27 protein-coding genes and 1 pseudogene are annotated in these 24,793 nt (G+C 66.3%); 15 read left to right on the forward strand and 13 right to left on the reverse strand.

Annotated elements, in window-relative coordinates:
- Positions 1-41 precede the first annotated feature (41 nt).
- A complete protein-coding gene (locus ACW5IY_RS14560; protein ID WP_049434859.1) occupies positions 42-476 on the forward strand; it encodes a cytochrome c in 435 nt (144 codons plus the stop codon).
- A gap of 136 nt (positions 477-612) precedes the next feature.
- Positions 613-1,107, forward strand: a complete 495-nt coding sequence (locus ACW5IY_RS14565) for a glycine zipper 2TM domain-containing protein (protein ID WP_049434857.1) — start codon at positions 613-615, stop codon at positions 1,105-1,107.
- A gap of 72 nt (positions 1,108-1,179) precedes the next feature.
- On the opposite strand, the gene ACW5IY_RS14570 is transcribed toward ACW5IY_RS14565, so the two are convergent.
- The gene (locus ACW5IY_RS14570; RefSeq protein WP_010486802.1) at positions 1,180-1,389 is read right to left on the reverse strand and encodes a cold-shock protein; all 210 of its coding nucleotides are present in this window, start codon (positions 1,387-1,389) and stop codon (positions 1,180-1,182) included.
- Positions 1,390-1,624: 235 nt separating this feature from the next.
- On the opposite strand from ACW5IY_RS14570, the gene ACW5IY_RS14575 reads away from it, so the two are divergent.
- The 3 genes from ACW5IY_RS14575 to arsC all read left to right on the forward strand — a co-directional run bounded on the left by ACW5IY_RS14575 (position 1,625) and on the right by arsC (position 3,725).
- The gene (locus ACW5IY_RS14575; RefSeq protein WP_010486801.1) at positions 1,625-2,110 is read left to right on the forward strand and encodes a DUF456 domain-containing protein; all 486 of its coding nucleotides are present in this window, start codon (positions 1,625-1,627) and stop codon (positions 2,108-2,110) included.
- Positions 2,111-2,229: 119 nt separating this feature from the next.
- Positions 2,230-3,384 carry a phospholipase A gene (locus tag ACW5IY_RS14580; protein ID WP_049434855.1) on the forward strand — a complete coding sequence of 385 codons (1,155 nt, stop codon included), beginning with the start codon at positions 2,230-2,232 and terminating at the stop codon, positions 3,382-3,384.
- Positions 3,384-3,725 carry an arsenate reductase (glutaredoxin) gene (gene arsC, locus ACW5IY_RS14585; protein WP_043401582.1) on the forward strand — a complete coding sequence of 114 codons (342 nt, stop codon included), beginning with the start codon at positions 3,384-3,386 and terminating at the stop codon, positions 3,723-3,725. Before ACW5IY_RS14580 ends, arsC begins: the two co-directional genes overlap by 1 nt.
- 73 nt (positions 3,726-3,798) lie before the next feature.
- On the opposite strand, the gene ACW5IY_RS14590 is transcribed toward arsC, so the two are convergent.
- The 4 genes from ACW5IY_RS14590 to ACW5IY_RS14605 all read right to left on the reverse strand — a co-directional run bounded on the left by ACW5IY_RS14590 (position 3,799) and on the right by ACW5IY_RS14605 (position 6,934).
- Entirely contained in the window at positions 3,799-4,434 is a 636-nt protein-coding gene (locus ACW5IY_RS14590) for a glutathione S-transferase family protein (protein WP_049434853.1), read from the reverse strand.
- 58 nt (positions 4,435-4,492) lie between these two features.
- Positions 4,493-4,828, reverse strand: coding sequence for a hypothetical protein (locus ACW5IY_RS14595; protein WP_049434852.1), 336 nt, complete (start codon positions 4,826-4,828; stop codon positions 4,493-4,495).
- A gap of 75 nt (positions 4,829-4,903) precedes the next feature.
- The gene (locus tag ACW5IY_RS14600) at positions 4,904-5,299 is read right to left on the reverse strand and encodes a hypothetical protein (protein ID WP_010486790.1); all 396 of its coding nucleotides are present in this window, start codon (positions 5,297-5,299) and stop codon (positions 4,904-4,906) included.
- 117 nt (positions 5,300-5,416) lie between these two features.
- Positions 5,417-6,934, reverse strand: a complete 1,518-nt coding sequence (locus ACW5IY_RS14605) for a fumarate hydratase (RefSeq protein WP_049434851.1) — start codon at positions 6,932-6,934, stop codon at positions 5,417-5,419.
- A gap of 147 nt (positions 6,935-7,081) precedes the next feature.
- On the opposite strand from ACW5IY_RS14605, the gene ACW5IY_RS14610 reads away from it, so the two are divergent.
- From ACW5IY_RS14610 to ACW5IY_RS14630, 5 genes and pseudogenes are all read left to right on the forward strand, one after another.
- On the forward strand, positions 7,082-7,978 hold the full coding sequence (locus ACW5IY_RS14610; RefSeq protein WP_049434849.1) for an RNA polymerase sigma-70 factor: 897 nt from the start codon (positions 7,082-7,084) through the stop codon (positions 7,976-7,978).
- A 36-nt stretch (positions 7,979-8,014) separates the two neighbouring features.
- The gene (locus ACW5IY_RS14615) at positions 8,015-8,464 is read left to right on the forward strand and encodes a carboxymuconolactone decarboxylase family protein (protein ID WP_049434847.1); all 450 of its coding nucleotides are present in this window, start codon (positions 8,015-8,017) and stop codon (positions 8,462-8,464) included.
- A 368-nt stretch (positions 8,465-8,832) separates the two neighbouring features.
- Positions 8,833-10,704 (forward strand): annotated as a pseudogene (locus ACW5IY_RS14620) (ABC transporter ATP-binding protein).
- Between the two features lie 80 nt (positions 10,705-10,784).
- Complete coding sequence (locus ACW5IY_RS14625) at positions 10,785-11,564, forward strand: ferredoxin--NADP reductase (RefSeq protein WP_049434844.1); 780 nt, start codon at positions 10,785-10,787, stop codon at positions 11,562-11,564.
- A gap of 110 nt (positions 11,565-11,674) precedes the next feature.
- Positions 11,675-12,232 (forward strand): TlpA disulfide reductase family protein, encoded by a 558-nt coding sequence (locus tag ACW5IY_RS14630; RefSeq protein WP_230080607.1) that lies wholly within the window; start codon positions 11,675-11,677, stop codon positions 12,230-12,232.
- Positions 12,233-12,267: 35 nt separating this feature from the next.
- Here the strand turns inward: ACW5IY_RS14630 and ACW5IY_RS14635 are convergent, their stop codons facing one another.
- Positions 12,268-12,747 (reverse strand): glutathione peroxidase, encoded by a 480-nt coding sequence (locus tag ACW5IY_RS14635; protein ID WP_049434839.1) that lies wholly within the window; start codon positions 12,745-12,747, stop codon positions 12,268-12,270.
- A 130-nt stretch (positions 12,748-12,877) separates the two neighbouring features.
- Here ACW5IY_RS14635 and ACW5IY_RS14640 point away from each other — a divergent pair, with 130 nt between their 5' ends.
- Positions 12,878-15,046 (forward strand): M3 family metallopeptidase, encoded by a 2,169-nt coding sequence (locus ACW5IY_RS14640; RefSeq protein ID WP_049434838.1) that lies wholly within the window; start codon positions 12,878-12,880, stop codon positions 15,044-15,046.
- 92 nt (positions 15,047-15,138) lie between these two features.
- Here ACW5IY_RS14640 and cfa read toward each other — a convergent pair whose 3' ends face one another.
- The 3 genes from cfa to ACW5IY_RS14655 are packed head-to-tail and all read right to left on the reverse strand — an operon-like array spanning position 15,139 to position 17,495.
- Entirely contained in the window at positions 15,139-16,254 is a 1,116-nt protein-coding gene (gene cfa, locus ACW5IY_RS14645; RefSeq protein WP_049434835.1) for a cyclopropane fatty acyl phospholipid synthase, read from the reverse strand.
- Positions 16,255-16,273: 19 nt separating this feature from the next.
- Positions 16,274-17,155: a DUF3298 and DUF4163 domain-containing protein gene (locus tag ACW5IY_RS14650; RefSeq protein WP_049434893.1), complete on the reverse strand. Its 882-nt coding sequence runs from the start codon at positions 17,153-17,155 to the stop codon at positions 16,274-16,276.
- Positions 17,156-17,192: 37 nt separating this feature from the next.
- Positions 17,193-17,495, reverse strand: a complete 303-nt coding sequence (locus ACW5IY_RS14655) for a GNAT family N-acetyltransferase (protein WP_049434834.1) — start codon at positions 17,493-17,495, stop codon at positions 17,193-17,195.
- Positions 17,496-17,680: 185 nt separating this feature from the next.
- On the opposite strand from ACW5IY_RS14655, the gene ACW5IY_RS14660 reads away from it, so the two are divergent.
- Positions 17,681-17,866, forward strand: a complete 186-nt coding sequence (locus ACW5IY_RS14660; protein ID WP_032952776.1) for a hypothetical protein — start codon at positions 17,681-17,683, stop codon at positions 17,864-17,866.
- Between the two features lie 42 nt (positions 17,867-17,908).
- Here the strand turns inward: ACW5IY_RS14660 and ACW5IY_RS14665 are convergent, their stop codons facing one another.
- Both ACW5IY_RS14665 and ACW5IY_RS14670 read right to left on the reverse strand, forming a co-directional pair.
- The gene (locus ACW5IY_RS14665; RefSeq protein ID WP_010486760.1) at positions 17,909-18,535 is read right to left on the reverse strand and encodes a rhomboid family intramembrane serine protease; all 627 of its coding nucleotides are present in this window, start codon (positions 18,533-18,535) and stop codon (positions 17,909-17,911) included.
- Positions 18,536-18,542: 7 nt separating this feature from the next.
- Positions 18,543-20,108 carry a POT-type proton-dependent oligopeptide transporter gene (locus ACW5IY_RS14670; protein ID WP_049434831.1) on the reverse strand — a complete coding sequence of 522 codons (1,566 nt, stop codon included), beginning with the start codon at positions 20,106-20,108 and terminating at the stop codon, positions 18,543-18,545.
- 162 nt (positions 20,109-20,270) lie between these two features.
- On the opposite strand from ACW5IY_RS14670, the gene ACW5IY_RS14675 reads away from it, so the two are divergent.
- The gene (locus tag ACW5IY_RS14675; RefSeq protein ID WP_019336734.1) at positions 20,271-21,119 is read left to right on the forward strand and encodes an endonuclease/exonuclease/phosphatase family protein; all 849 of its coding nucleotides are present in this window, start codon (positions 20,271-20,273) and stop codon (positions 21,117-21,119) included.
- A gap of 101 nt (positions 21,120-21,220) precedes the next feature.
- Here the strand turns inward: ACW5IY_RS14675 and ACW5IY_RS14680 are convergent, their stop codons facing one another.
- Positions 21,221-21,832 (reverse strand): superoxide dismutase, encoded by a 612-nt coding sequence (locus ACW5IY_RS14680; protein ID WP_005410310.1) that lies wholly within the window; start codon positions 21,830-21,832, stop codon positions 21,221-21,223.
- A gap of 220 nt (positions 21,833-22,052) precedes the next feature.
- Here ACW5IY_RS14680 and ACW5IY_RS14685 point away from each other — a divergent pair, with 220 nt between their 5' ends.
- Together ACW5IY_RS14685 and ACW5IY_RS14690 are read left to right on the forward strand one after the other, a co-directional pair.
- Complete coding sequence (locus ACW5IY_RS14685; RefSeq protein WP_043401539.1) at positions 22,053-22,505, forward strand: guanyl-specific ribonuclease; 453 nt, start codon at positions 22,053-22,055, stop codon at positions 22,503-22,505.
- A complete protein-coding gene (locus ACW5IY_RS14690) occupies positions 22,505-22,918 on the forward strand; it encodes a barstar family protein (RefSeq protein WP_049434829.1) in 414 nt (137 codons plus the stop codon). Before ACW5IY_RS14685 ends, ACW5IY_RS14690 begins: the two co-directional genes overlap by 1 nt.
- A 105-nt stretch (positions 22,919-23,023) precedes the next feature.
- On the opposite strand, the gene ACW5IY_RS14695 is transcribed toward ACW5IY_RS14690, so the two are convergent.
- Positions 23,024-24,790 carry a hypothetical protein gene (locus tag ACW5IY_RS14695; RefSeq protein ID WP_049486930.1) on the reverse strand — a complete coding sequence of 589 codons (1,767 nt, stop codon included), beginning with the start codon at positions 24,788-24,790 and terminating at the stop codon, positions 23,024-23,026.
- Positions 24,791-24,793 lie beyond the last annotated feature (3 nt).

Here is a 24,793-nt window from a genome sequence, read left to right on the forward strand (position 1 = left end):
GCCAGCATCGAACCCACCGTTGCACGCCCGGAGAGCCCGCCATGAACGCCAGCCCACCCCGCCGCCCGTCCACCGCCTACCGCTATCTGTTCGTGCTCGGCCTGGGACTGTTGATCGGCCTGATCGCCACGGTGATGGTGGGCCGCGCCCTGCAGGCGCGCCGCGACCCCTTCCCGGACAGCCTGATGCAGGTGATGCAACGGCAATCGCAGCTGCTGCAGCAGGCCCAGCAGCAGAACCGCTGCAGCCTGGCCGACAGCGTGCCGCGCCTGCAGGCCCTGCGCCTGCTGTCCAACGACCTCGATCTGGCCTTTCCCGGGCTGAAGGACAACGCGCAGTTCCAGCAGCACGCCAGCCAGCTGCGCGGCAACCTCAACGCCGCCCTGGCCGCGCCGCCCAGCGACTGCACGGCCCTGGCCCAAGTGGTGGAAACCGTGCAGTCCGACTGCCGCGCCTGCCACCAGGACTTCCGCTGAGCCGCATTCATCCTGCAGCCGGGCAAGGCACGCACGGTTGGCGCGTCGTTCACGTTCAAAAGGGGACGATTCGTCCACCCTGCTGCATGACGCAGTACCACCCCAGACACCCGCCTTCACGGCCAGGAGACGCCCCATGAAGATCCAGCTCATTGCCGCCAGCGCCATCGTTACCCTCGCCCTGGCAGGCTGTGCCACCTCGCCCGGCTACGGCGGTGGTGGTTACAACAACGGCTACAACAATGGCGGCTACGGCAACAATGGTGGCTACAACCAGGGCCGCTGCGCCGACTGCGGCATCGTCACCCGCATCAACACCGTGCAGTCCGGCCGTACCGCGCCCAGCGCGACCGGTGCCATCCTCGGCGGCATCGTCGGCGCCGTGGCCGGCCATGAGATCTCCGACCACACCGGCGGCAGCCGCGGCAACAAGAACATCGCCGCCGCTGCAGGCGCGGTCGGTGGCGCGCTCGCCGGCAACCAGATCCAGAAGAACGTGACCAGCGATACCTACGACATCAGCGTGCGCATGGACGATGGCCGCACCATCGTGGTCAACCAGCGTGACCTCGGCGGCATCCGCGAGAACACCTACGTGCGCGTGGTCAACGGCAAGGTCATCCTGCGCTGATCCGCACCGGGCCAAGCGCAACGAAAAAGGCCCGCTTGCGCGGGCCTTTTTCATGCCGACAGGCGGCGGGTATTACACCGGCTGCACCTTGTCAGCCTGCAGACCCTTCTGGCCCTGCACGACTTCGAAGCTCACAGTCTGGCCTTCCTTGAGGCTCTTGAAGCCCTGGGTCTCGATGGCGCGGAAGTGCACGAACACGTCCTCGCCATTCTGCCGGCTGATGAAGCCGAAGCCCTTCGCATCATTGAACCACTTTACGGTACCGGTCTCGCGATCAGCCATCTCACTAACTCCCTTTGACTCTCTCTTGTTGTTGGAAACGCCTGGTGGGCGGCTGACAAGCAAGGGGGAAGCGAGGTGCATCGATGCAGCGGATCGGGAAGATCTTGCTTCATCAGGCCACGATCCACGGTGACCTTGCCAAGCTCAGCGACTGCAACTTAACCCGCCCAAAACGAAAAAGCAACTGGCAAAATCTTTCACTGTCAACCCCAAAACGGCCACCATACGGGACAGCATGGGACTCTCATTCATCTTATATCTGCTAGCGGTCATTTTTGTCCTGGTCGGCATCGCCGGAATCATCCTGCCAGCCCTTCCCGGCATCCCGCTGGTATTCATCGGACTGCTGCTGGCGGCCTGGGCCGACGGCTTCGCCCATGTGGGCTGGCCAACCCTGGTCGCACTGGGTGTACTGACCGTGCTCTCGCTGTTGGCGGACGTGCTGGCCACGGTGGTGGGCGCACAACGGGTGGGCGCCAGCCGGAAGGCGCTATGGGGCACGTTCGTCGGCAGCATCGTCGGCCTGTTCTTCATGCCGATCGGCCTGTTCGCCGGCCCGTTGATCGGCGCCCTGCTCGGCGAGTACTGGCACACCCGCGAGCTGGGCCGCTCGACAAAGGTCGGCCTGGCCACCTGGCTCGGCATCCTGCTCGGCCTGGCGCTGAAGCTGGCGGTGGTGATCGCGATGCTGGGGCTGTTCGCCTTCGCCTGGTTCCTGTGACCGGCGCAGCCTTCACGCTACACGCACGCAGTGGCCGTGCATAAACCGTGGGGGCTGGCCGCGATCCGGTACAGCCGCCACACTGTGCGATTCCCGTATTCACCGAAGGGCCTGCTGGAATGACCCTCCCCCCGCTGCTTCCCCGCCTCGCGCCGCTGGCGCTGGCCCTGGCCAGTGCGCCGCTGGCCGCGCAGGAGTTCGTGCCCAGCACCGACACCTCGCCGGCGGCGTGTGCCGCCATCACCACCGACGCCGCGCGCCTGGCCTGCTATGACCGCCTGTTCGCGCACACCCCGCAGGCCACGGCCGCTGCCGACGCCGCTGCCGAGGCAGCCGCGCAGGCCCGTCGCGAAGAGCGCCAGACCGCACGCGTGAGCCAGGGCGAAGAGAAACTGCGCGAACGGGTCAGCGACCTGTTCCGTCCGGCGGCACCGGACAGCGCGCTGGCCAACGCCGGCCGCGGTTCGCTGCTGGACAGCCGCTGGGAACTGGCCGAGGACTCCAAGCTGGGCCCATTCCAGCTGCGTGCCTACAAGCCGGTGTACCTGCTGCCGGCGTTCTGGACCAGCGACCGCAACACCACGCCGCATTCGCCGAACCCGGCCAACACGGTCACCACCCCGCAGGTGCTCGACAGTGCCGAACTGAAGTTCCAGATCAGCTTCAAGACCAAGATCGCCGAGAACCTGTTCGGCGACAACGGCGATATCTGGGCCGGCTACACCCAGAGTTCGCGCTGGCAGGCCTACAATGGCGAGGATTCGCGCCCGTTCCGCGAAACCAATTACGAGCCGGAAGTGATGATGGTATTCCGCAACGGCTACTCGATCGGTGGCTGGCGCGGGCGCATGACCGGCATCGCACTGAACCATCAGTCCAACGGCCGCGCTGATCCGCTGTCGCGCAGCTGGAACCGGGTGATGCTCAACATCGGCCTGGACCGTGAGAACTGGGCGCTGGTGCTGCGCCCCTGGTACCGCATTCCCGAGACCCGCAGCGACGACAACAATCCGGACATCGAGGACTACATGGGCCGCGGTGACGCGACCCTGACCTGGAACCGCAACGGCCATGAAGTCTCGCTGATGGCACGTCATTCGCTGCGTACCGGCAGCCGCTCGCACGGCGCCCTGCAGCTGGATTACGGCTTCCCGATCAGCAACCTGCTGCGCGGCCATGTGCAGGTCTTCGATGGCTATGGCGAAAGCCTGATCGACTACAACCACAAAGCCACCTACGTGGGTGTGGGCGTGTCGCTGCTGGAGTGGTTCTGATGGACGTGACGATCTGGCACAACCCGGCCTGCAGCAACTCGCGCGGCGCACTGAAGCTGATCCGCGATGCGGGCTTCGATCCAGTGGTGATCGAGTATCTGGGCAACCCGCCGGACGTGGCCGCGCTGCGCCAGGTGCTGGCCGAATCCGGGCTGGACGCGCGTGATCTGGTGCGCAGCAAGGAAGCGCAGTTCGCCGAACTGGGCCTGGAAGATGCGGACGAGGCCACGTTGCTGGCCTCGATGGCCGAACACCCGCGCCTGATCAACCGCCCCGTGGTGCGCACGCCCAAGGGCACCCGGCTGTGCCGCCCACCGGAAACGGTGCTGGAGATCCTCTAGCCCGAAAAAGGGGACGGAGGGAATTAAGTCGTTTGTGCACAAACGACTTAATTCCCTCCGTCCCCTTTTTCGGTTATCGCCAGTCGGTGATGCCCTCGCGGCGATACACCTCGGCAAACGCCGGGCGCGCCTTCATCGACGTGGCATGCGCCTTCAGCACCGGCCAGGTGTCGCTGGGCTTTGGCATGTTGCGCGACCAGCGCATCAGCATCACCAGCATGTAATCGACCACGCAGGGCGTGGCGCCCAGCAGGTAGGGACCATGCACCTGCAGGTGCGTGGCGACATGCTGCCAGGCGGCTTCAAGGCGCTGACGGGCCATCTCGCGGCTCGCCTCGATATTCGCCTCCCCCGCCATTTCATGCGGGTAGAACCAGGCGCGATAGGCGGGCTGCAGCGTATTGGCACACCAGAACATCCACCGGTAGGCATCGGCACGCTGTGGCGTACCCACCGGGGGCAGCAGGTTGGCGTCCGGATGGCGATCAGCCAGGTACAACGCAATGGCCGCCGCTTCGGTCAGTACCAAGCCATCGATCAGCAGCGTCGGCACCACACCGGCCGGATTCAGCGCCAGGTACTCCGCCGACTTGTGCTCGCGCGCGTCGAAATCCAGCAGCACCAACTCGTGCTCGATGCCCAGCTCGATCAACAGCCAATGCACCACGAGGGCGGCGGTGCTGGTCGAACCATACAGCGTGGTGCTCATGCGGAAGATCCTGTGCAGGTGGATCCGCCGATTATGCGCCCGCGCGCGCGATCGTTGCTCAGCCGCAGCTGCTCATGCAGGAATCCCGGCGTTCGCCACAGGACATCATCGGCGCGCGCATCGTGCAGTCATGCGCCTTCAGCTCGCAGGCACGGCGCAGCTCGGGGTTGGCGACATCCTTGCAGCGCTTGTCCGGCGCGGGCACCGCCTGCTGCTCGCAGCTGAAGTCGCTGCTGCCGATACTGCCCCGCGCCATGCAGCTGCGATAGTCGGCCTGGCACTGCATGCGGCACTGCGAGGAGGCGGAGAAATCCGCACCTTCATAGGATGACGTTGTGCTGCAGCCGGCCAGGACCAGCAGGAACACAGCCGCGACGGATCGATGCAGGCGCATGGGCACATCCAGTGCAGGGGAGTGCCGACCCTAGCAGACTACGGTTACCCGTGCAGGCACCTACGCGTGCCGCGATCAGTACACGGGAATACCAGTGTCGGTGCGGACGTCATTCACGGTACCGCCGCAGGAGAGCAGGCACTGGGCGTACGGGGCACTGCATGAAGGAAGCGCCGGGGGGCCGCAGTAGTTGCCGGCACCGTTGCCCCCTTCGCAGTTGTGCCGCTGCTTGTCGTCGGCGATACCACTGCAACGGCTGATGATCCGGCTCTTCTCGCTTTCGCAGCTCCGCTGATCCGATTCGGCACGGGCGCGGTTGTGGAAGTCGCACGTCGCCTTCTGGCTCTCGCAGACCGACGCGCAGATCTTCCCCGCTTCGTGGGTGGGTGGCTCGACGAAATAACGTGGCCCGCAGGCGCTGCACGCCAGCGTAGCGACCAGCAACACGAAAACACGCGACCACTGCAGCACGATGGACTCCCTTCCAGTACGCCGGCCAGTACGTTAGCAGAGCAGGCCGCGCGCGGGCAGGCTGCACACAACAACGGCGCCACACGGGCGCCGCTGTCTGGACACTGGGTGGAAGGATTACTCCACCACCACCGGAATCTTGCCGATGCGGGCCTGCCATTCGCGCGGGCCGGTCTTGTGTACCGATTCGCCGGTGGAATCCACTGCCACGGTCACCGGCATGTCCTGCACGGTGAACTCGTAGATCGCTTCCATGCCCAGGTCGGCGAAGCCGACCACCTTGGCCGCCTTGATCGCCTTGGACACCAGGTACGCCGAACCACCGACGGCCATCAGGTAGGCCGACTTGTTGTCACGGATCGCCTCGATCGCCGCCGGGCCGCGCTCGGCCTTGCCGACCATGCCCAGCAGGCCGGTCTGCTCCAGAACCTGACGGGTGAACTTGTCCATGCGGGTCGCCGTGGTCGGGCCGGCCGGGCCCACCACTTCGTCGCGCACCGGATCGACCGGGCCGACGTAGTAGATGAAGCGGCCCTTCAGATCGACCGGCAGTTCTTCGCCCTTGTTGAGCATGTCGACCATGCGCTTGTGCGCAGCATCGCGGCCGGTCAGCAGCTTGCCATTGAGCAACAGGGTCTGGCCCGGCTTCCAGCTGGCCACGTCTTCCGGCGTGATCGTGTCCAGGTCCACGCGGGTGCCCTTGGACGAATCGTAGGTCAGCTTCGGCCAGTCTTCCAGCGACGGCGGGTCCAGCATCACCGGGCCGCTGCCATCGAGGGTGAAGTGCGCGTGGCGGGTGGCCGCGCAGTTCGGGATCATCGCCACCGGCAGGTTGGCCGCGTGGGTCGGGTAATCGTTGATCTTGATGTCGAGCACGGTGGTCAGGCCGCCCAGGCCCTGCGCACCGATGCCCAGCGCGTTGACCTTCTCGTACAGCTCCAGACGCAGCTCTTCGATGCGGTTGGACGCACCGCGGGCCTGCAGCTCGGTGATGTCGATCGGTTCCATCAGCGCTTCCTTGGCCAGCAGCATCGCCTTCTCGGCGGTACCGCCGATGCCGATGCCGAGCATGCCCGGCGGGCACCAGCCGGCGCCCATGGTCGGCACGGTCTTCAGCACCCAGTCGACGATCGAGTCGGACGGGTTGAGCATGGCGAATTTGGTCTTGGCTTCCGAGCCACCGCCCTTGGCGGCGACGATCACGTCGACGGTGTTGCCCGGCACCACCTTGACGTTGACCACGCCCGGGGTGTTGTCCCTGGTGTTGATGCGCTTGCCGGCCGGATCAGCCAGCACCGAGGCGCGCAGCTTGTTGTCCGGGTGCATGTAGGCACGGCGCACGCCCTCATTGGCCATGTCTTCCACACCCATGGTGGCGTCATCCCAACGCACGTCCATGCCGATTTCCAGGAACACGGTGACGATGCCGGTGTCCTGGCAGATCGGACGGTGGCCTTCGGCGCACATGCGCGAATTGATCAGGATCTGCGCCATCGCTTCCTTCGCGGCCGGCGACTCCTCGCGCTCGTAGGCGGCGGCAAGGTTCTTGATGTAGTCGACCGGGTGGTAGTACGAGATGTACTGCAGCGCGTCGGCGATGGACTGGATGAGGTCTTCCTGCTTGATCGATGTCACGTCTTGCTCGCTTGCTCGAGGCTGGCGGGGGTAATCCGCCCATTTTACCCCCTCCCCCGGCCGCGGGGTGGTAGTGCCGGCTGCCGGCCGGCAATATCCGCGCAAGCCCTCTGTCACGCCACGCACCGCTGCGGCGTCCTTGCCCACATGAACGCCGAAACCGCTTTCCAGACCCACCGCCCGCGCCTGATGGCCCTGGCCTACCGCCTGCTCGGCAGCCGCGCCGACGCCGAAGACCTGGTCCAGGATGCCTGGCTGCGCTGGTCCGGCGCCGATCCGGCGGCCGTCCGCGACCCCGAAGCCTGGCTGGTCACCACCACCACCCGGCTCGGCCTGGACCGGCTGCGCGCGGCCAAGCGCGAGCGCGTGCACTACGTCGGCCCCTGGCTGGCCGAGCCGCTGGCGGTCACCCTGGAGCCCGACCCGGCGCCCGGCCCGGCGCAGCTGCATGCGCTGACCGACGATGTCTCGGTGGCCTTCCTGACCCTGCTCGAACGGCTCGGCCCCGAGGAACGCGCCGCCTTTCTGCTGAAGGAGGCGTTCGACCACGACTACCGCGAAATCGCCGACCTGATCGGCCACAGCGAGGCCAACTGCCGGCAACTGGTGCATCGCGCCCGGCAGCGGTTGCAGGCCGGACGACCGCGCTTCAACGCCGATGCCAGCCAGCACCGGCAGCTGCTGGCGCGCTTCATGGATGCCTCGCAGCGCGGCGACAGCGAGGCGATCCAGGCCCTGCTGCACGCCAACGCGCAGCTGGTCTCCGACGGTGGCGGCGTGGTTACCGCAGCAATCCGCCCGCTGCTTGGCGCCGAGCGCATCGGCCGCCTGTTCTGGGCGATCGCCCGCCGTGGTGCCGCGCACCCGGCGCAGCTGGGTTACGTCAACGGCGAACCGGCGATCCTGCGCTTCCATGGCGATCGGCTGCACTCGGTCACCACCATCGAAGTGGTCGATGGCCGCATCGCCAATGTGTACAGCGTGCTGAATCCGGAAAAGTTGCCGATCGTTGTCACGCGCGGTGACGGCACGGCGTCCTTGTAATGAAAGGCGGCCATCGTGGCCGCCGTGGAGCCGAAAATGTCCGACCACACCTCTCCCCGCCTCCCCTACACCCGCCTGGCCGCCGAGGCCTTCAAGGGCCTGCTGGCCACCAGCCAGGCAGTGCATGACAGTTCGATCGATCCGCCCCTGATGGAACTGCTGTTCCTGCGCGTGTCGCAGCTCAACGGCTGCGGCTACTGCATGGACATGCACGGCACCGCGCTGCGCAAGGGTGGCATCGAGCCGCGCAAACTGGACACCCTGCCTGCGTGGCACGAAAGCCGCTTCTTCGATGCACGCGAACGCGCGGCGCTGGGCTGGGCCGAGGCACTGACCCGGCTGACCGACGGTGCGCCGTCGCAGGTGGCGTTCGATGCACTGGCACCGCACTTCGATGAGAAGGGCATCAGTGACCTGAGCATGGGCATTGCGGTGATCAACGCCTGGAACCGACTGGGTGCGGGCCTGCTGCCGCCGCTGCCGTAAGAGGCTTTTGTTGGCCGGGCTGCCGCCCGGCACCCGCAGAGGCAACAGCCGAAACAACAGCAACGTCAGAAGCTGGTTTCCTGAGGGATGGCGAGGTGGATCCGGTTACGGGAGACGCCGTAAACCCGTCCTTGGGGGCTTGGCAGCCGCATCCATGCGGCTGACACTCCCGCAACCGGACCCACCCCGCCCTCGACAGACTTCTACTGCTGTTGGTAGGTGTCGACCTTGGTCGACACGGTAGATCCACGCCATGCGTGGATGCGGAAGGGTCGGATCCCTTCGCTTCGCGAAGGGCTCTGACCCCGGTGCCGGCCACACGGCTGCACTGACCCCATCTGCACGTATCAGGCGCGCACAATACGCGCATGCCTGCTACCCCAACCGCTGGCGCTGCCGCCGCGAAGAAACCCAGCCTGCGCCAGCGCTTCAAGGCGATGCGCAACCTGCCGCCGTTCCTGCGCATGGTCTGGCAGACCAGTCCTGTGCTCACCCTGGCCAGCCTGGGGCTGCGCCTGATCCGCGCGCTGCTGCCGGTGGCGATGCTGTACGTCGGCAAGCTGATCATCGACAGTGCCCTGCACCTGAGCCAGCACGATGCCGGTTTCCCGCCGCTGGGGGAGGCGCTGTCCAGCGGCGTGCTCAATCCACTGCTGGGCCTGCTGGCGCTGGAGTTCGGCCTGGCCATCGCCTCGGACCTGCTCGGCCGGTTGGTCAGCTATGCCGACGCGCTGCTCTCGGAACTGTTCGCCAACGTCACCAGCATCCGGCTGATGGAACACGCGGCAACGCTGGATCTGGAGGACTTCGAGGACCCGGACCTGCAGGACAAGCTGGACCGTGCACGGCGCCAGACCATGGGCCGGATGAACCTGATGAGCCAGCTGTTCGGCCAAGTGCAGGACGCGATCACCGTGGCCAGCCTCGCCGTTGGCCTGCTGGTGTATGCGCCATGGTTGATTCTGCTGCTGGCGCTGGCGCTGGTGCCGGCCTTCATCGGTGAATCGCACTTCAACGCGGCCGGGTACAGCCTCAACTTCCAGTGGACGCCTGAGCGCCGCCAGCTCGACTACCTGCGCCAGCTCGGCGCCAGCGTGGAAACGGCCAAGGAAGTGAAGATCTACAACCTGCACCGCTTCCTGGTGGAGCGCTACCGGCGCCTGTCGGTGGCGCTGTTCCAGGCCAACCGGGCGCTTGCACGGCGCCGCGCGTTCTGGGGCACGCTGCTGGCTGCGCTGGGCACGCTGGGGTATTACACCGCCTACGCCTACATTGCGTGGCGCACGGTGCGCGGCGACTTTTCGATCGGCGACCTGACCTTCCTCGCCGGCAGCTTCCTGCGCCTGCGCCAGCTGCTGGAAGGCCTGCTGATCGGCTTCTCGCAGGTGGCCAGCCAGGCGCTGTACCTGGATGACCTGTTCTCGTTCTTCCAGATCGAGCCGGAAATCCACTCGCGGGAAGGCGCGGCGCGCGTGCCGCAGCCGATCCGCCAGGGCTTCGTGTTCGAGAACGTCGGCTTCCGCTATCCCGATGCCGAGCAATGGGCGGTGCGCCATCTGGATTTCCAGCTGCACGCCGGCGAAGTGCTGGCCCTGGTCGGCGAGAATGGCGCGGGCAAGACCACGCTGGTGAAGCTGCTGGCGCGGCTGTACGAGCCGGACGAGGGCCGCATCCTGCTCGATGGCCGTGACCTGCGCGACTACGACCTGGACGACCTGCGCGCCAACCTCGGGGTGATCTTCCAGGACTTCGTGCGCTACAACCTCAGCGCCGGCGAGAACATCGGCGTCGGCCAGGTCGAGGCAATGGACGACCAGGCACGCATCGCCGACGCCGCGCGGCGCGGCATGGCCGAGGAAGTGATCGACGACCTGCCCGGCGGCTACGACCAGCTGATCGGCCGCCGCTTCTAGCAGGGCGTGGACCTGTCTGGTGGCCAATGGCAGAAGATCGCCATTGCCCGCGCGTGGATGCGCAATGCGCAGGTGATGATCCTGGATGAGCCAACCGCAGCGCTGGATGCCCGAAGTGAGTTTGAAGTGTTCCAGCGGTTCAGGGAACTGGCGGATAATCGCACCGCAGTATTGATTTCCCACCGTTTTTCCTCGGTACGCATGGCCGATCGCATCCTGGTGCTGGCCGATGGCCGGATCGAGGCCAGCGGCACCCATGCGCAGCTGATGGCGCAGGGCGGCCGCTATGCCGAGCTGTTCGAGCTGCAGGCGGCGGGTTACCGCTGAGAACGCCTCTCGTTCCGCCCAATGAGAACTTGTCTCATTTGAGATAGAATCACCCCCGACGACTTTCGATAGATACGCCCATGTCCTCCGCTTTCGGCGCCGAAACGGTGCTTGAGGTCCGTCACTGGACCGACGCCTACTTCAGCTTCACCCTCACCCGCGACAGCGGCTTCCGCTTCGAGAACGGCCAGTTTGTGATGATCGGCCTGGAAACCGAGGCGCGGCCGTTGCTGCGCGCCTATTCCATCGCCAGCGCCAACTGGGAAGAGCATCTGGAGTTCTTCAGCATCAAGGTGCAGGACGGCCCGCTGACCTCGCGCCTGCAGCACATCAAGCCGGGCGACAAGGTGCTGGTTGGCAAGAAACCCACCGGCACCCTGCTGATCAGCGATCTGCACCCGGGCAAGAACCTGTATCTGCTGGGCACCGGCACCGGCATGGCACCGTGGCTGTCGGTGATCAAGGACCCGGAAACCTACGAGCGCTTCGAGAAGGTGATCCTCTGCCACGGCGTGCGCTACGAAAAGGACCTGGCCTACCGCGATTACTTCGAGAAGGAACTGCGTGAGCATGAGTTCCTGGGCGAGATGATCGGCGACAAGCTGCTGTACTACCCGGCCGTCACCCGTGAACCGTTCGCCAACCAGGGCCGCCTGACCCAGCTGATGGAGAGCGGCGAGATGCAGCGCACCCTTGGCCTGCCGGAGCTGAGCCCGGAAAACGACCGCGCGATGATCTGCGGCAGCCCGCAGATGCTGGCCGACCTGCGCACCGTGCTCGACGCGCGTGGCTTCCAGGTCTCGCCGCGCATCGGCCAGCCGGGCCACTACGTGTTCGAGCGCGCGTTCGTCGAGAAGTAAAGCGCGGGGCACCGCCCCCGCCTCTGCACCCGACCTGTTGCATGCCCTGCGCATTGCCGGCATGGTCCGCCACACACGGGCCGATGGCCCTCCTGGGGAATACACGGATGATGGACACATGGATCCCGCACCGGATGCGGGCGTGGGCGATTGCCGGTCTTCTGCTGGCGGCGGCTCCGGCGTGGGCTGCGCCGCCCGCCCGTGGCGACGTGCCGCCGCAGGCACTGGGCAGCGACCGCAAGGGCAATCCGGTCAATCTGGCCGAGCAGCGCGGCAAGGTCGTGATCGTGACCTTCTGGGCCTCCTGGTGCGGCCCCTGCCGCAAGGAACTTCCGATCCTGGCCCATCTGCAACAGGTGGTCGGCGAGGACGCGTTGAAGGTCTACGCGGTCAACTGGGGCGAACCCCGACTGGAAGTCAGCCGTCTGATCCGTCAGCGCGACTGGCCGAAGCTGGAGTACCTGCATGATCCCAGCGGCGCGCTGGCCGAGCAATTCGGCATCGTCGCAGTACCCCACATGTTCATCGTCGGCCGCGACGGCACCATCGCCCATGCCCACCGCGGCTACAGCGAGGCCAGCCTGCCGCAGATCATGCAACAGGTGATCGATGCACTGCCCGAAGAGGTGCGCAACCGCGAGGCAGGGGCGGCGCCGCTGGGGCACTGACGCCGTACATCGCCTCCAGCGCGAACAAGGGCGTGTTACAACACCGCTTCGATCTCGTCGCGCAGCTGCTCCGGCTTGGTGGTGGGCGCATGACGCGACACCACCCGCCCCTGGCGATCGACCAGGAACTTGCTGAAATTCCACTTGATACGGGCACTGCCCAGCAGGCCGCGCTTCTCGCGTGACAGCCAGGCCCACAACGGATCAGCCCCCTCGCCGTTGACCTCGATCTTCTCCGACAGCGGGAAGCTGACCGGATAATCCAGCGAACAGAACTGGCGGATCTGCGCGGCGTCGCCGGGCTCCTGCGCGCCGAACTGGTTGCACGGGAAGCCGATCACCACCAGGCCACGCTCACGGTAGTCCTGCCACAACTGTTCCAGCCCGGTGTACTGCGGGGTGAAGCCACAGCGGCTGGCGACGTTCACCAGCAGCAACGGGTGGCCCTGATAACGGGCCAGGGCCTGCGGCTGGCCGTCGAGGTCGCGGAAGCTGAAATCGTAGGCAGTGGTCATGGCAGCGGGCCGTGGGCGGTGGATGCATGGTACCCGCGCCCGGCCCCGGCAACATGCCTTTTGACACAAGTGCAGCCGCGCCGGACCGGGTTACCCTCGGGCCCTTGTTTGCCTTACCGGAGCTACTACCTTGACCACTCGCCTTGCCCTTGCCGTGGCCATGACCCTCGGCCTTGCCCTGCCCGCCTACTCGGCCGGTGCCGCCACCCCGGCTGCCAGCACCGCCGCGCAGCAGGCCAACCCGTTCTTCGCCGAAAGCCCGCTGCCGCTGCATTTCCCGCAGTTCGACAAGATCAAGGACAGCGACTTCGCCCCGGCCTTCGACGCCGGCATGGCGCAGCAGCTGAAGGAAGTGGAAGCGATCGCCAACAACAAGGCCAAGCCGACCTTTGACAACACCATCATCGCCCTGGAAAAGAGCGGTGATGTCCTCGACCGCGCGACTACCGTGTTCTTCAGCCTGGTCGGCGCCGACACCAACGACACCCGCAAGAAGCTGCAGGCCGACTACTCGGCCAAGTTCGCCGCGCACAGCGATGCGATCGCGCTGAACGGCAAGCTGTTCGCCCGCATCCAGGCGCTGTACGACACCCGCAGCCAGCTGGGCCTGGACGCCGAAGGCGTGCGCCTGGTCGAGAAGTACTACGACAACTACGTGCGCGCCGGCGCCAAGCTGTCCGACGCCGACAAGGCCAAGCTGAAGGAAATGAACGCCGAGCTGGCCAACCTGGGCACCAAGTTCAGCCAGAACGTGCAGTCGGAAGTGAACGCTTCGGCGATCACCGTCGACGACGTCAAGGAGCTGGACGGCCTGTCCAAGGAGCAGATCGCCGCCGCCGCCGAAGCCGCCAAGGCCCGTGGCCTGGACGGCAAGTACGTGATCACCCTGCTCAACACCACCGGCCAGCCGCCGCTGACCAACCTGGCCAACCGCGCCCTGCGCCAGAAGATCTACGAAGCCTCGACCACCCGCGGCAGCCGCGGCGGTGAGTTCGACAACACCGCGCTGGTCTCGCGCATCATGCAGCTGCGTGCCGACAAGGCCAAGCTGATGGGCTTCCCGAACTTCGCCGCCTACAACCTGACCAACCAGACCGCCAAGACCCCGGAAGCGGTCAATGCGATGCTGGGCAAGCTGGCCCCGGCCGCCGTGGCCAACGCCAAGCGCGAAGCCGCCGACCTGCAGGCGATGATCGACAAGGAACAGAAGGCCGCGCGCAAGCCGACCTTCCAGCTGGAACCGTGGGACTGGGCCTTCTACAGCGAGAAGGTGCGCCAGGCCAAGTACAACTTCGACGAGTCGCAGCTGAAGCCGTACTTCGAAATGAAGAACGTGCTGGAGAACGGCGTGTTCTACGCCGCGGGCCAGGAATTCGGCCTGACCTTCAAGCAGCGCACCGACCTGCCGGTCTACCACGATGACGTCACCGTCTATGACGTGTTCGACGCCGACGGCAGCCAGCTGGCGATCTTCATCTTCGACCCGTATGCACGCGCCTCCAAGCGCGGTGGTGCGTGGATGAACTCCTACGTCTCGCAGTCCAAGCTGACCGGCTTCAAGCCGGTGGTCGCCAACCACCTGAACATCCCGAAGCCGCCGGCCGGCCAGCCGACCCTGCTGACCTGGGACGAGGTGAACACCACCTTCCACGAGTTCGGCCACGCCCTGCACGGCATGTTCTCCAACGTGAAGTACCCGTACTTCTCGGGCACCTCGGTGCCGCGTGACTTCGTCGAGTTCCCCTCGCAGGTGAACGAGATGTGGGCCGACAACCCGGTCATCCTGAAGAACTACGCCAAGCACTACCAGAACGGTTCGGCGATGCCGCAGGCGCTGCTGGACAAGGTGCTGGCGGCGGCCAAGTTCAACCAGGGCTTTGCCACCACCGAGTACCTGGGTGCAGCCATGCTTGATCAGCGCTGGCACCAGATCGGCGCCGACCAGGTGCCGGCCGCCAAGGACGTGATGGCCTTCGAGCGCGCCGCGCTGGAGAAGGACGGCATCTACTACGCGCCGGTTCCGCCGCGCTACAAGACCCCGTACTTCAGCCACATCATGGGTGGCTACTCGGCCGGCTACTACGCCTACATCTGGTCGGAAGTGCTCGACGCCAACACCCAGAAGTGGTTCAAGGACAACGGCGGCCTGAGCCGCAAGAACGGCGACCACTTCCGCGCCACGCTGCTGTCCAAGGGTGGCAGCGTGGATGCCATGCAGCTGTTCCGCGATTTCGCCGGCCACGAGCCGCAGATCGAACCGCTGCTGGAAAAGCGTGGCCTGACCGGCGCCGGCAACTGATCGCCGCTGCGGCAGCCTGAAACGAAAACCGCCCGGGAAACCGGGCGGTTTTTTGTTGGGTCATCCACGCATGGCGTGGATGCTCTTGCAGATCAGCGTGGCGCCACGTACCCGCCCGGCACGCCTTCCGGCGACAGCACCAGCTGCCACAACTGCGCATGCCGGCAGCGGAAGGTGGCCATCGATCCGGCCAGGTAGAACCGCCACATGCGGCGGAAATGCTCGTCGTAACGCGCATCCAGCCGTGGCCATGCCGCTTCCACGTTGCGCCGCCAGGCTTGCAGGGTCAGGTCGTAATCGGTGCCGAAGTTGTGCCAGTCCTCCAGCACGAAACGGCCTTCGAACGCCCGGGTGATCTGCACTGCCGACGGCAGCATCGAGTTGGGGAAGATGTAGCGCGCGATCCACGGATCGGTGCGATGCCGCGAGATGTTGGTGCCGATGGTATGCAGCAGCAGCAGGCCACGCGGCGACAGGCAGCGTTTGGCCACTTCGAAGAAGCTGGCGTAGTTCTTGTCGCCGACGTGCTCGAACATGCCGATCGAGAAAATCGCATCGAACGGTTCGTCCAGTTCCCGGTAGTCCTGCAGGCGGATTTCAATCGGCAGCCCCGCGCACAGCTCGCGGGCAAACTCGGCCTGTTCCTGCGAAATGGTCACGCCGACGCCGCTGACGCCGTAGCGCTCGGCAGCGAACTTCAGGGCTTCGCCCCAGCCACAGCCGATGTCCAGCACACGCTGGCCCGGGTGCAGCCCCAGCTTGCGGCACACCAGGTCGAGCTTGGCTTCCTGCGCGGTGTCGAGATCGTCGGCATTGCGCCAGTAGCCACAGCTGTAGACCAGGCGCTGGCCGAGCATGGCCTGGTAGAGATCGTTGCCGAGGTCATAGTGGCGGCGGCCGACTTCGTAGCTGCCCTGCCCCACCTGCAGGTTGAACAGGCGCGCCTTCAGCGCATCGGCCACTTCGCGCCAACCGTGCACCCGTTCGTCCAGGTGCGCCTGCATCAGGTGGACGAGGAATTCATCCAGGACGTTGGCGTCCCACCAACCGTCCATGTAGCTCTCGCCGAGGCCGAGCGAGCCGTGCGCCATGACCCGCGCGAAGAAGCGCGGGTCATGCACCTGGATATCCTGTGGCTGGGTACCGCCGATGCGGACCCCGGCTTCCTGCAGCAGGCCGGCGACCCGCTCCTGCAACCCTGTATCCACGCCACCTCCTCGACTGCGGTCAACCGCGTGCGAACAGCTCCACGTAGTCCTTGGCCACGTGCGGCAACAGCACCGCCGCCGGGACATCGGCGGTCTGGGTGCCGTCCGAGTATGGACCCACCTGGTAGGGCGGGAAAACAAAGCGCAGCGCCGTGATATGCCCCTTGTCGTCGGTCAGCGGCTGGAACTGGCTGAAATTGTCGGCCTGCGGGCCGGTACCGTCGGCGATCATGCGCGATGCGTTGCGCAGCGATTCCTGCAGATGGGCCGGGTCCATGTCCTCGCCGCTCAGGCGGGTGGCCACGCGTTCGCGCAGCTGGTCGGCAACGAAATCACTGATCGCCTTCCAACCCTTGGCATCGGCCACCAGCTTGTCGGCGCTGAGCATCTGCTGCTGCGCCGGCAGCCATACGAAACGCGCCACCAGCGGCTCGCCGTGGGCGCCACCGGTATAGCGGCTGCCATCGGCACTGACCACCACCAGCTGTGGCGTTTCCAGCAGCTTCTCGAAGCTCAGCGAGAGCTCGTAGGGCATGGTCGGCTTGTCATTGCCCAGCCCGTCCAGTGCCTGCTGCAGGTCGCTGCGAGCGCTGGTGGCATAGTCCTGCAGCGCGCGGGCCAGGCCCGGGTAGCGGTCGATGCCGGCCGGGTAGCTGATGCCCACCACTTCGCGTTCGTTGTTCTCGATCACGTCGCGCAGGTCCAGCGGCGCTTCCGTGGCCGGCGTTTCGCCTGCGGCGGTGGTCTCGGCGGCAGGTGCCCCGTCGGCCGCCGGTGCCGGTTCGCTTTCACGCTGGCAACCGGCCAGCAACAGCACGCCCACCACGCCGGCCAGCACGCTGCCGCGCAGTGGCCGGTTGTTTCCAATCTTCATCGGGATCCCCTGTTCATGTTTGTACATCATCGCCTGCCATGGCTGAAGCGTGGCCCGCTGGCATTCAGCCAACGAGCAGGTCGTGGTACTCCTCGTGCCGCTGCAGGAAGGCCTCGGCGTAGGAACACGCCGGCACCACCTTGTACTTCTGCTCACGGGCAAAACGCAGCGCCACGCGGGTCAGCTCACCGGCGATGCCCCGGCCGGCGATCGGCTCGGGCACCTCGGTATGCGTGATGACCATGCGCCTGCGTTTGATCTGGTAATCCAGCACCGCCAGCTGTCCGCGCACACGGGCGGTGAAGCGATGGTTGGCCTGGTCGTGTTCGACCTCGTAGGCCAGACCGGGGGGCGTGACCGAAGCCATGGAACTGTCTCCTGCGGCGACTGCGTGGATGGTGCGCAGCCGGGCGCCATGATCGCGTGAAGCCTGAACAGGGGCAAGTCCAGTCCGTTCACGTCAGTTTTCGACCCTCAAGCTGGAGGGCCGGCGGCCGCTATCGCCTGTGGAGGGGTCCGGCCAGGCTGGCACGGCCCTTGCGACCGTTGATCATGCGCACCACCGCGGAGGCACCGATGCACCCCAGCGATCCCCATTCCGATACCGACCGCGCCCTGCTGGAGGGCCTGCTGCAACTGGCGGTGGAAGGACAGACCGAAGACCAGGATTTCCAGCGCATCGGGGAGGAAGTATTCGCCCGCCTGCTGGACACCTACGGCCAGCAGACCGCGGTCTGAGCCTGCCGGGCGGATCGCTGCCGATCCGCCCCGCTCCCGCCATCAACCGCCGCCGAGGCGGAAGGTCGGGTTGGAAAGCTCGCGCAGGAAGTGGGTGAAGATGCTCGGCTGCATGGCCAGCATGAAGATCACGCCGAACGCAGCGCCCGCCAGGTGGGCGCTGTGGTTGATGCGGTCACCGCCGCGCTTGTCCATCCAGATGCTGTAGCCGACGTAGAACGCGGCGTAGACGATGGCCGGCGCCGGGATGAAGAACACCAGGATGATCGACCACGGCTTGATCAGGATGAAGGCGAACAGCACCGCCGACACCGCCCCGGACGCACCCAGGCTGAGGTAGTTCGGGTTCTTCTGGTTCTTCAGGTAGCTGGGCAGGATCGAGACCAGCAGCGCACCGATGTAGAACGCCGGGTAGGTCAGGTAGCTGCCGGTCAGCTGCACCATCACGCTCTCGATGAATCCCCCGAAGAAGAACAGGGTGATCATGTTGAAGATCAGGTGCGACCAGTCGGCATGGATGAAGCCATAGGTCACCAGCCGGTCGTACTGGCGGTGACGGTCGATGGCCGGCGGCCACAGGATCAGGCGGTCGGCCAGCTTGCGGTTGTTGAACGCCATCCACGACAGGATGGCGGTGATGGCGATCAACAGCAGATTGACGGGGGTCATGTCAGGCTCAGGCGCTACGGTAGTTGTCGACCATACGATAGCGTTTTGCGTACCAACCGAAGGCCAACGCCGCGACGAAGGCGAAGCCGGCGAAGAAGAACATCAGGAATGCCGCTTCGCTCAAGCCGGTACTGGCGATCCTGTGGGTCACGGCATCGTTGCGCACGGCGGCGTTGGACAGCAGCACCCACAGGTTGCCGATGGTGGTGGTCAGGTTCCAGAAGCTCATCACCACGCCCTTCATCGCCTGCGGCGCCTGGCTGTAGGCGAACTCCAGGCCAGTGGCCGAGACCAGCACCTCACCGAAGGTCAGCAGCGCGTACGGCAGCATCTGCCAGAAGATCGACATGGCGTTGCCCCCATCCATCACCACCTGGATGCCGCCGACCACGATCCAGGCCAGGCCGCTGAAGGCGATACCGGCGGTCATGCGGCGCAGTGCGGTCGGCTCGAAGCCGAAGCGGCGCAGGGCCGGGTACAGCACCAGGTTGTTGAACGGGATCAGGATCATCACCAGCAGCGGGTTCAGCGCCTGCATCTGCGAGGCGGTGAACCAGCTCGGCATCTGCATCTGCTGGCCCTGCAGGACCCAGGTCGAGGCCTTCTGGTCGAACAGCGAGAAGAACGGCGTGGTCAGCGCGAAGATCACCAGCACGCGCAGCACCGAGCGCACGCCTTCCACGGCTTCGGCCGGATGCTGGCCACGGGCGCGCTCCAGCTGCAGCCAGGTGCCGCCGCCGATGCCCGCCAGGATCGACACCAGCGCCAGGCACAGGCAGATGACAATGCCAAGCGAGCCGACCAGGCCGAACGAGGCCACTGCCAGCACCAGGCCGAGCACCGCGATCACCAGGCCCGGACGGCCCTGGCCTGCCACGCGCGCGGTCAGCGCGGTGCGCACCACGTTGGCGAACGAATGCGGATCCTTCGGCGGCAGCGGCACCAGCACGTAGCGCTTGCGGCCCAGCCAGAACACGAAGGTGGCGATGAACATCAGGATGCCCGGGATACCGAACGCCCACTGCGGGCCCCAGTTCTTCAGCACCAGCGGGATCAGCAGCGAGGCGAACAGCGAGCCGAAGTTGATGATCCAGTAGAAGGCGTCGAAGACGATCTTGGCCAGGTGCTTGTTGCTCTGGTCGAACTGATCACCCATGAACGAGGCCACCAGCGGCTTGATGCCGCCGGCACCGAGCGCGATCAGTCCCAGGCCGAGGAAGAAGCCCTCGCGGCTGTTCTCGAACAACGCCAGGCACAGGTGGCCGGCGCAGTAGACCAGGCTGAACCAGAGAATGGTGTGGTACTTGCCGAAGAACCTGTCGGCCAGCCAGCCTCCGAGCAGCGGGAAGAAATACACGCCGATCATGAAGCTGTGCATGATGTCCTTGGCTTCACCGGCACGGCCTTCCGCAGTGATTTCCTGCAGCAGCAGCGAGGTGATCAGGAACTGCACCAGGATGTTGCGCATCCCGTAGAAACTGAACCGCTCGCAGGCCTCATTGCCGATGATGTACGGGATCTGGCGCGGCATCTTTCCCTGGCCGGCGATGGGGGCAACTGCGTCGTGGCTCATCCTGTAAGGCAATCCTGCAAAGCGAAAGGCGCAAGATTACCGGAAGCAGGGCTTGCGAAGCACGCTGCAGGGCTGCATGACAACGGTGCCAATCCATGGCAGACACCGCATGCCATGCCGGAAGTCACGGCACCTGCACGACAAAAGCGTAAACTTATCGTTATGCGCCCCCTCGTCCCCGCCCGTCTCCTGCTCAGTTGCCTGGTGCTGCTGATGGCGTTGCAGGCGCAGGCGCGGCCGCAGGCACCGGCCACAACGGCCAGCGAAAGCGAGCCCCGCCAGCTGACCGTGGCCGCACTGGAACTGCCCAGCCGCGATGACACGCAATGGAAACAGCGCCGCGAGCAGGTCGCGCAGCTGCTGACCGACCTGCAGCCGGACGTGATCTCGGTGCAGCAGGTGCTGCAGCAACAGGGCCGCAACCCGGCCTGCTGGCTGGCCAGCCGGCTGCGCTACAGCTGCGACTTCGTTACCGCCGATCCACCCAGCCAGCCGTTGCGGCATGGCAACGCGATGCTGACCCGGCTGCCGGTCAGCGAGGATGGCGTGACCCTGCTGCACCCACCCGGCACTTTCAGCGCCGCCGGCATGATGCGGCTGAAGCTGGGTGAGGCACTGGTCAACATCTATGTGGCACGGCTGCGCCCGGACCCGGACGAGGCCACCGCCCGCCAGCATCAGACCAGCGACCTGATGACCTGGATCGGCGCCACCGCCGAGGGCATGCCCAGCCTGATCGCCGGCGATTTCTCGGCAACCACCGTCGAGCTCGTGCGCAGCACCCCGGGGTTCCAGCCCGCCCGGCGCAATCCCGGCGGTCGCGTCGAGGCGCCTGCGGCCAGTGGTGGCGGCAGCAGCGGTCATGGCCTGGATGTGCTGTTCCAGGTCAAGCACTTCGGCGGCATCCGCCAGCAGCCGATCCTGCTGCCGGCCGACGGCGACCTGCCCGGCCTGCGCCTGGGCGTGATGGCCACCCTGCGCCTGCAGGATGATATGGCCACCGCCGAATAGCCCCGCCTTCGGCCCCCACCAGGTCCTGCCCGACGTCCAGAAGCTGGCAAACAAAAAGGCCGGGGTCTCCCCCGGCCTTCTCATTTCATTCCGTCACGCAGTCAGGCGATCGCTTCCTGGTAACGGCGCTCGACCTCGTTCCAGTCGATGACGTTGAAGAACGCGCCGATGTATTCCGGACGGCGGTTCTGGTACTTCAGGTAGTACGCATGTTCCCACACGTCCAGGCCGAGGATGGGGGTGTTGCCTTCCATCAGCGGGCTGTCCTGGTTGCCGGTGCTCTCGACCACGACCTTCTTGTCCGGGGTCACGCTCAGCCACGCCCAGCCGCTGCCGAAACGGGTCAGCGCAGCCTTGGTGAAGGCGTCCTTGAACTTGTCGAAGCCGCCCAGGTCCTTGTCGATGGCCTTGGCCACGTCGCCCACCGGGTTGCCGCCAGCATTCGGAGCCATCACGGTCCAGAACAGCGAGTGGTTGGCATGGCCGCCACCGTTGTTGCGCACCGGACCCTGCAGGTTCTCCGGCAGCGACTTGAGCTTCTTCACCAGTTCTTCGACCGGCAGGTCAGCGTACTCGGTGCCTTCCAGCGCCGCGTTGACGTTGTTGATGTAGGTCTGGTGATGCTTGGTGTGATGGATTTCCATCGTCGCCGCATCGATATGCGGTTCCAGCGCGTCGTAGGCGTAGGACAGCTTGGGCAGGGTATAGGCCATGATGCATCTCCTGATTGCGAGGGCACCCGACGGTGTCGGGCGTTGCGCGGTGAATGATGGGGACAGACCGCCAGATTACCAAGGGGGATGTAAAGGAAATTGCGTCCTGCCAGTGAGCACGACGGCAATTGTTACGCAGCAGTGACGCGATGCCATCCTCATGCACCGTGCAGCGCACAGGCGCTACAGTGCCTGCACCGCCCTCGCCCGCTCCTTGCCCATGCGCAACCCCCGGCTGCTGATCACCGCCATCGCCCTGCTGCTGCTCGGCCTGGTCGTCAACCATTTCATGCAGCGCCCGCCGGCGCCGCAGTTCGCGCCGGACCTGCAGGGTGCGCCTGCCGCGCGCGCGCCGGCCACCGCCTCGCCCGGCAAGGACAGCGGACTTCCCGCGTTCCTGCCCGCTGAAGCCCGGCAGACCATCGCACTGATCCAGCGTGGTGGCCCGTTCCCCCACCGCCAGGACGGCAGCACGTTCGGCAACCGCGAGCAGCAGCTGCCGCAGCGCCCGCGCGGCTACTACCGCGAATACACCGTCGATACCCCCGGCGCGCGCACCCGTGGCACGCGCCGCATCGTCACCGGCGGCGATCCGCCGGAGGCGTGGTACTACACCGACGACCACTACGAATCGTTCCGCAGCTTCACCGTACCGGCCCAGGGAGCGCAGTGATGAGCCACGATGATTTCGGCCTCGGCCTGCATGACATCAACAATGCTGGCGTCTACGCCATCGACAGCGACGACATCGGCGCACTGGCCGCAGCGATGCGCGATGCCGGGCTGAAGGTGATCCGCATCGATCTGGAAGGCGTGGGCGACAAGCGCACCCTGCTCGCCCGGCTGGCCGCGCAACTGGATTTCCCGGCCGGCTTCGGCGGCAACTGGGATGCGCTGTCGGACAACCTGCGCGACCTGCAGTGGCTGCCCGCCAACGGCTACGCGCTGTTCCTGGCCGACGTGGACACGTTGCGCGCCTCCACGCAGAAGGATTTCAACACCCTGCTGGACGTGATGGACGAAGCCAGCCGCGACTGGGTCGGCCGCGACGTGCCGTTCTGGGTGTTCCTGTCGCAGAGCGCGTAAAGTCAGTGCCCTGGTAGAGGCCGACCTTGGTCGGCGCCTCTGTGCCAACCAAGGTTGGCACCTACCCAAGCGCGAGCCGGCCACTGTGTGGCGCGCCTGCCTTGCCTAGCGGCTCCCGTTGTCTTCCTGCAGCTCCTTCTTGAACGGAATGTCCGGCGGCGGTCGCGCCACGGCCGGCTGGTCCTGCATGTTCGGATTGGTCAGGCCGCAGCCACCACCGGCCTGCAGGATCGAGATCACGCAGGAGATCTTCGTACTGGTTCCCGGCAATGGAATCTCCATTGCCTTGACTCCCTTGCGCACCCACTCGGCCAGCAGCGATTCCTGCGGGACCCAGTACTTGTCGAACGAAGTGGGCGTGTAGTCGTAAGGCGGTCGCTTCAACCAGGTGCCCGATTGCGCGATGCGTTCCTTGCTCCAGCCATCGTTGGCACCACCGGGCGCACCGCGCTCGGCACGACCCTCGCCTTCCTGGCCCGGCACACGCACGCTGCCATCGGCATTGAACAGGCCACTGCCCTCGCCGGTGGTGCTGGCCTGGCGGGCACCCTTGTCGGCGCCGTCATGGTTGCGGCTCGATGCACCCCAGTCATCACCCTTGGCGGGCGTGGCCCAGTTGCCCGGATTGGGGGCCGGGCGCGCTCCTGCCTGAGCCGGGGTCGTGCTGGATGCAGCAGGCCGCGTAGTGCTGCTGCTCGCCTGCGTCGCGCTGCCATTGGCTGCCGGCGCGGGTGTTGCCGCGGGTGCATTCCCACTGGAAGACGAAGGGGCTGCGGCCGGTGCCGAGGCTACTTCGCGCTCGCGCACCTGTACGTCACGACCCGCCGGCGCACGCACCGCCGGATCACGACCGGCAACGGTTGCCATCCGCACCTGCGGATCGACCACCGCCTGCACTTCACGCTCGCGCACCTGCACGTCGCGCTGCGGCACGCGCACCTGCACATCGGCCGTGCGCAGCGGCTGCGACACCGCCGGTGCATCGACCGTACTGACCTCGCGCTCCTGCACCTGGATGTCACGCAGCTGCGGCGTCCGCACCGCGATCTCCGGCGCACGCAGTGCGGTTGGGGTTGGCGGCGCCTGCACCGGCTGCACGCTGCGCTCGCGCACTGTGGGCGTGGTGTCACGCGGCACGATGCTGACCTCGGTGCGCGGCACGCTCACCGGTGGCACCACGAAATCCGTACTGGCCTGCGCTACTTCGGTGGCCTGCACCGGCGAGGGTGGCGGGGCCGCAAGCGGGGCCGGCTCGGCTTCGGCCGGCGGCGACGGCACGCTGGCTGTCGGTGCTGGAGCCGGCGCGGGTGCAGGCGCCGACGCGGCCGCAGGACGTGGCTCAGGTGCCGTCGCTGCCCCTGCTTCCTGGCCGGCGGCAACCTGACCCGCCGGTGCAGCCGCAGCCGCTTCGGCACCCGGCTGATCGCCACCACCTTCCTGGCTGGCGCGACCGACGAATTCCACCTGCACGCGCTCGCCCTCGGCGCCTTCTTCTTCCGGTGCCGTGGTGCGGATCACTGCCACCCATAGCAGCAGCATGAAGAACAGCAGGTGCAGCAGCGCGCTGGCAAACGCCGAGGTCCAGCGCATCCAGCGCTGATCGCGCGGCGCAGCGTCCCAGTCCTGCCAGAACAACCGGCGCAGCGACTGCCACAGTGACAGCCGGGGCGATTGACCCGGCGGTCCAGGCAGCGGGCGCGGCAGCAATACTGCAATCACTTCGCGGGCGTGGAAGGGCCGCGGCAGCGGGCCCAGCGAGCGCAGCCACAGCGCCCAGCCATAGGGCAGGCGCGTGGACTTCTCGAGGACGGCGCGTGGCTGCTGGCGGGCCAGCAGCAGTTCGATGAGTTGCTCGGCCCGGGTCAGAGGCACGCG

This window comes from Stenotrophomonas sp. C-A, assembly GCF_054030835.1.

What these genes read in the sequence shown, in the direction of transcription:
- ACW5IY_RS14675 (WP_019336734.1), top strand. Translation starts at nt 20,271, where the DNA reads ATGCGCCCCCTCGTCCCCGCCCGTCTCCTGCTCAGTTGCCTGGTGCTG.
- ACW5IY_RS14650 (WP_049434893.1), bottom strand. Translation starts at nt 17,155, where the DNA reads ATGTACAAACATGAACAGGGGATCCCGATGAAGATTGGAAACAACCGG.
- ACW5IY_RS14560 (WP_049434859.1), top strand. Translation starts at nt 42, where the DNA reads ATGAACGCCAGCCCACCCCGCCGCCCGTCCACCGCCTACCGCTATCTG.
- ACW5IY_RS14655 (WP_049434834.1), bottom strand. Translation starts at nt 17,495, where the DNA reads ATGGCTTCGGTCACGCCCCCCGGTCTGGCCTACGAGGTCGAACACGAC.
- ACW5IY_RS14590 (WP_049434853.1), bottom strand. Translation starts at nt 4,434, where the DNA reads ATGAGCACCACGCTGTATGGTTCGACCAGCACCGCCGCCCTCGTGGTG.
- ACW5IY_RS14630 (WP_230080607.1), top strand. Translation starts at nt 11,675, where the DNA reads ATGGACACATGGATCCCGCACCGGATGCGGGCGTGGGCGATTGCCGGT.
- ACW5IY_RS14660 (WP_032952776.1), top strand. Translation starts at nt 17,681, where the DNA reads ATGCGCACCACCGCGGAGGCACCGATGCACCCCAGCGATCCCCATTCC.
- ACW5IY_RS14635 (WP_049434839.1), bottom strand. Translation starts at nt 12,747, where the DNA reads ATGACCACTGCCTACGATTTCAGCTTCCGCGACCTCGACGGCCAGCCG.
- ACW5IY_RS14610 (WP_049434849.1), top strand. Translation starts at nt 7,082, where the DNA reads ATGAACGCCGAAACCGCTTTCCAGACCCACCGCCCGCGCCTGATGGCC.
- ACW5IY_RS14615 (WP_049434847.1), top strand. Translation starts at nt 8,015, where the DNA reads ATGTCCGACCACACCTCTCCCCGCCTCCCCTACACCCGCCTGGCCGCC.
- ACW5IY_RS14625 (WP_049434844.1), top strand. Translation starts at nt 10,785, where the DNA reads ATGTCCTCCGCTTTCGGCGCCGAAACGGTGCTTGAGGTCCGTCACTGG.
- arsC (WP_043401582.1), top strand. Translation starts at nt 3,384, where the DNA reads ATGGACGTGACGATCTGGCACAACCCGGCCTGCAGCAACTCGCGCGGC.
- ACW5IY_RS14680 (WP_005410310.1), bottom strand. Translation starts at nt 21,832, where the DNA reads ATGGCCTATACCCTGCCCAAGCTGTCCTACGCCTACGACGCGCTGGAA.
- ACW5IY_RS14690 (WP_049434829.1), top strand. Translation starts at nt 22,505, where the DNA reads ATGAGCCACGATGATTTCGGCCTCGGCCTGCATGACATCAACAATGCT.
- ACW5IY_RS14670 (WP_049434831.1), bottom strand. Translation starts at nt 20,108, where the DNA reads ATGAGCCACGACGCAGTTGCCCCCATCGCCGGCCAGGGAAAGATGCCG.
- ACW5IY_RS14570 (WP_010486802.1), bottom strand. Translation starts at nt 1,389, where the DNA reads ATGGCTGATCGCGAGACCGGTACCGTAAAGTGGTTCAATGATGCGAAG.
- ACW5IY_RS14595 (WP_049434852.1), bottom strand. Translation starts at nt 4,828, where the DNA reads ATGCGCCTGCATCGATCCGTCGCGGCTGTGTTCCTGCTGGTCCTGGCC.
- ACW5IY_RS14665 (WP_010486760.1), bottom strand. Translation starts at nt 18,535, where the DNA reads ATGACCCCCGTCAATCTGCTGTTGATCGCCATCACCGCCATCCTGTCG.
- ACW5IY_RS14575 (WP_010486801.1), top strand. Translation starts at nt 1,625, where the DNA reads ATGGGACTCTCATTCATCTTATATCTGCTAGCGGTCATTTTTGTCCTG.
- ACW5IY_RS14565 (WP_049434857.1), top strand. Translation starts at nt 613, where the DNA reads ATGAAGATCCAGCTCATTGCCGCCAGCGCCATCGTTACCCTCGCCCTG.
- ACW5IY_RS14580 (WP_049434855.1), top strand. Translation starts at nt 2,230, where the DNA reads ATGACCCTCCCCCCGCTGCTTCCCCGCCTCGCGCCGCTGGCGCTGGCC.
- ACW5IY_RS14685 (WP_043401539.1), top strand. Translation starts at nt 22,053, where the DNA reads ATGCGCAACCCCCGGCTGCTGATCACCGCCATCGCCCTGCTGCTGCTC.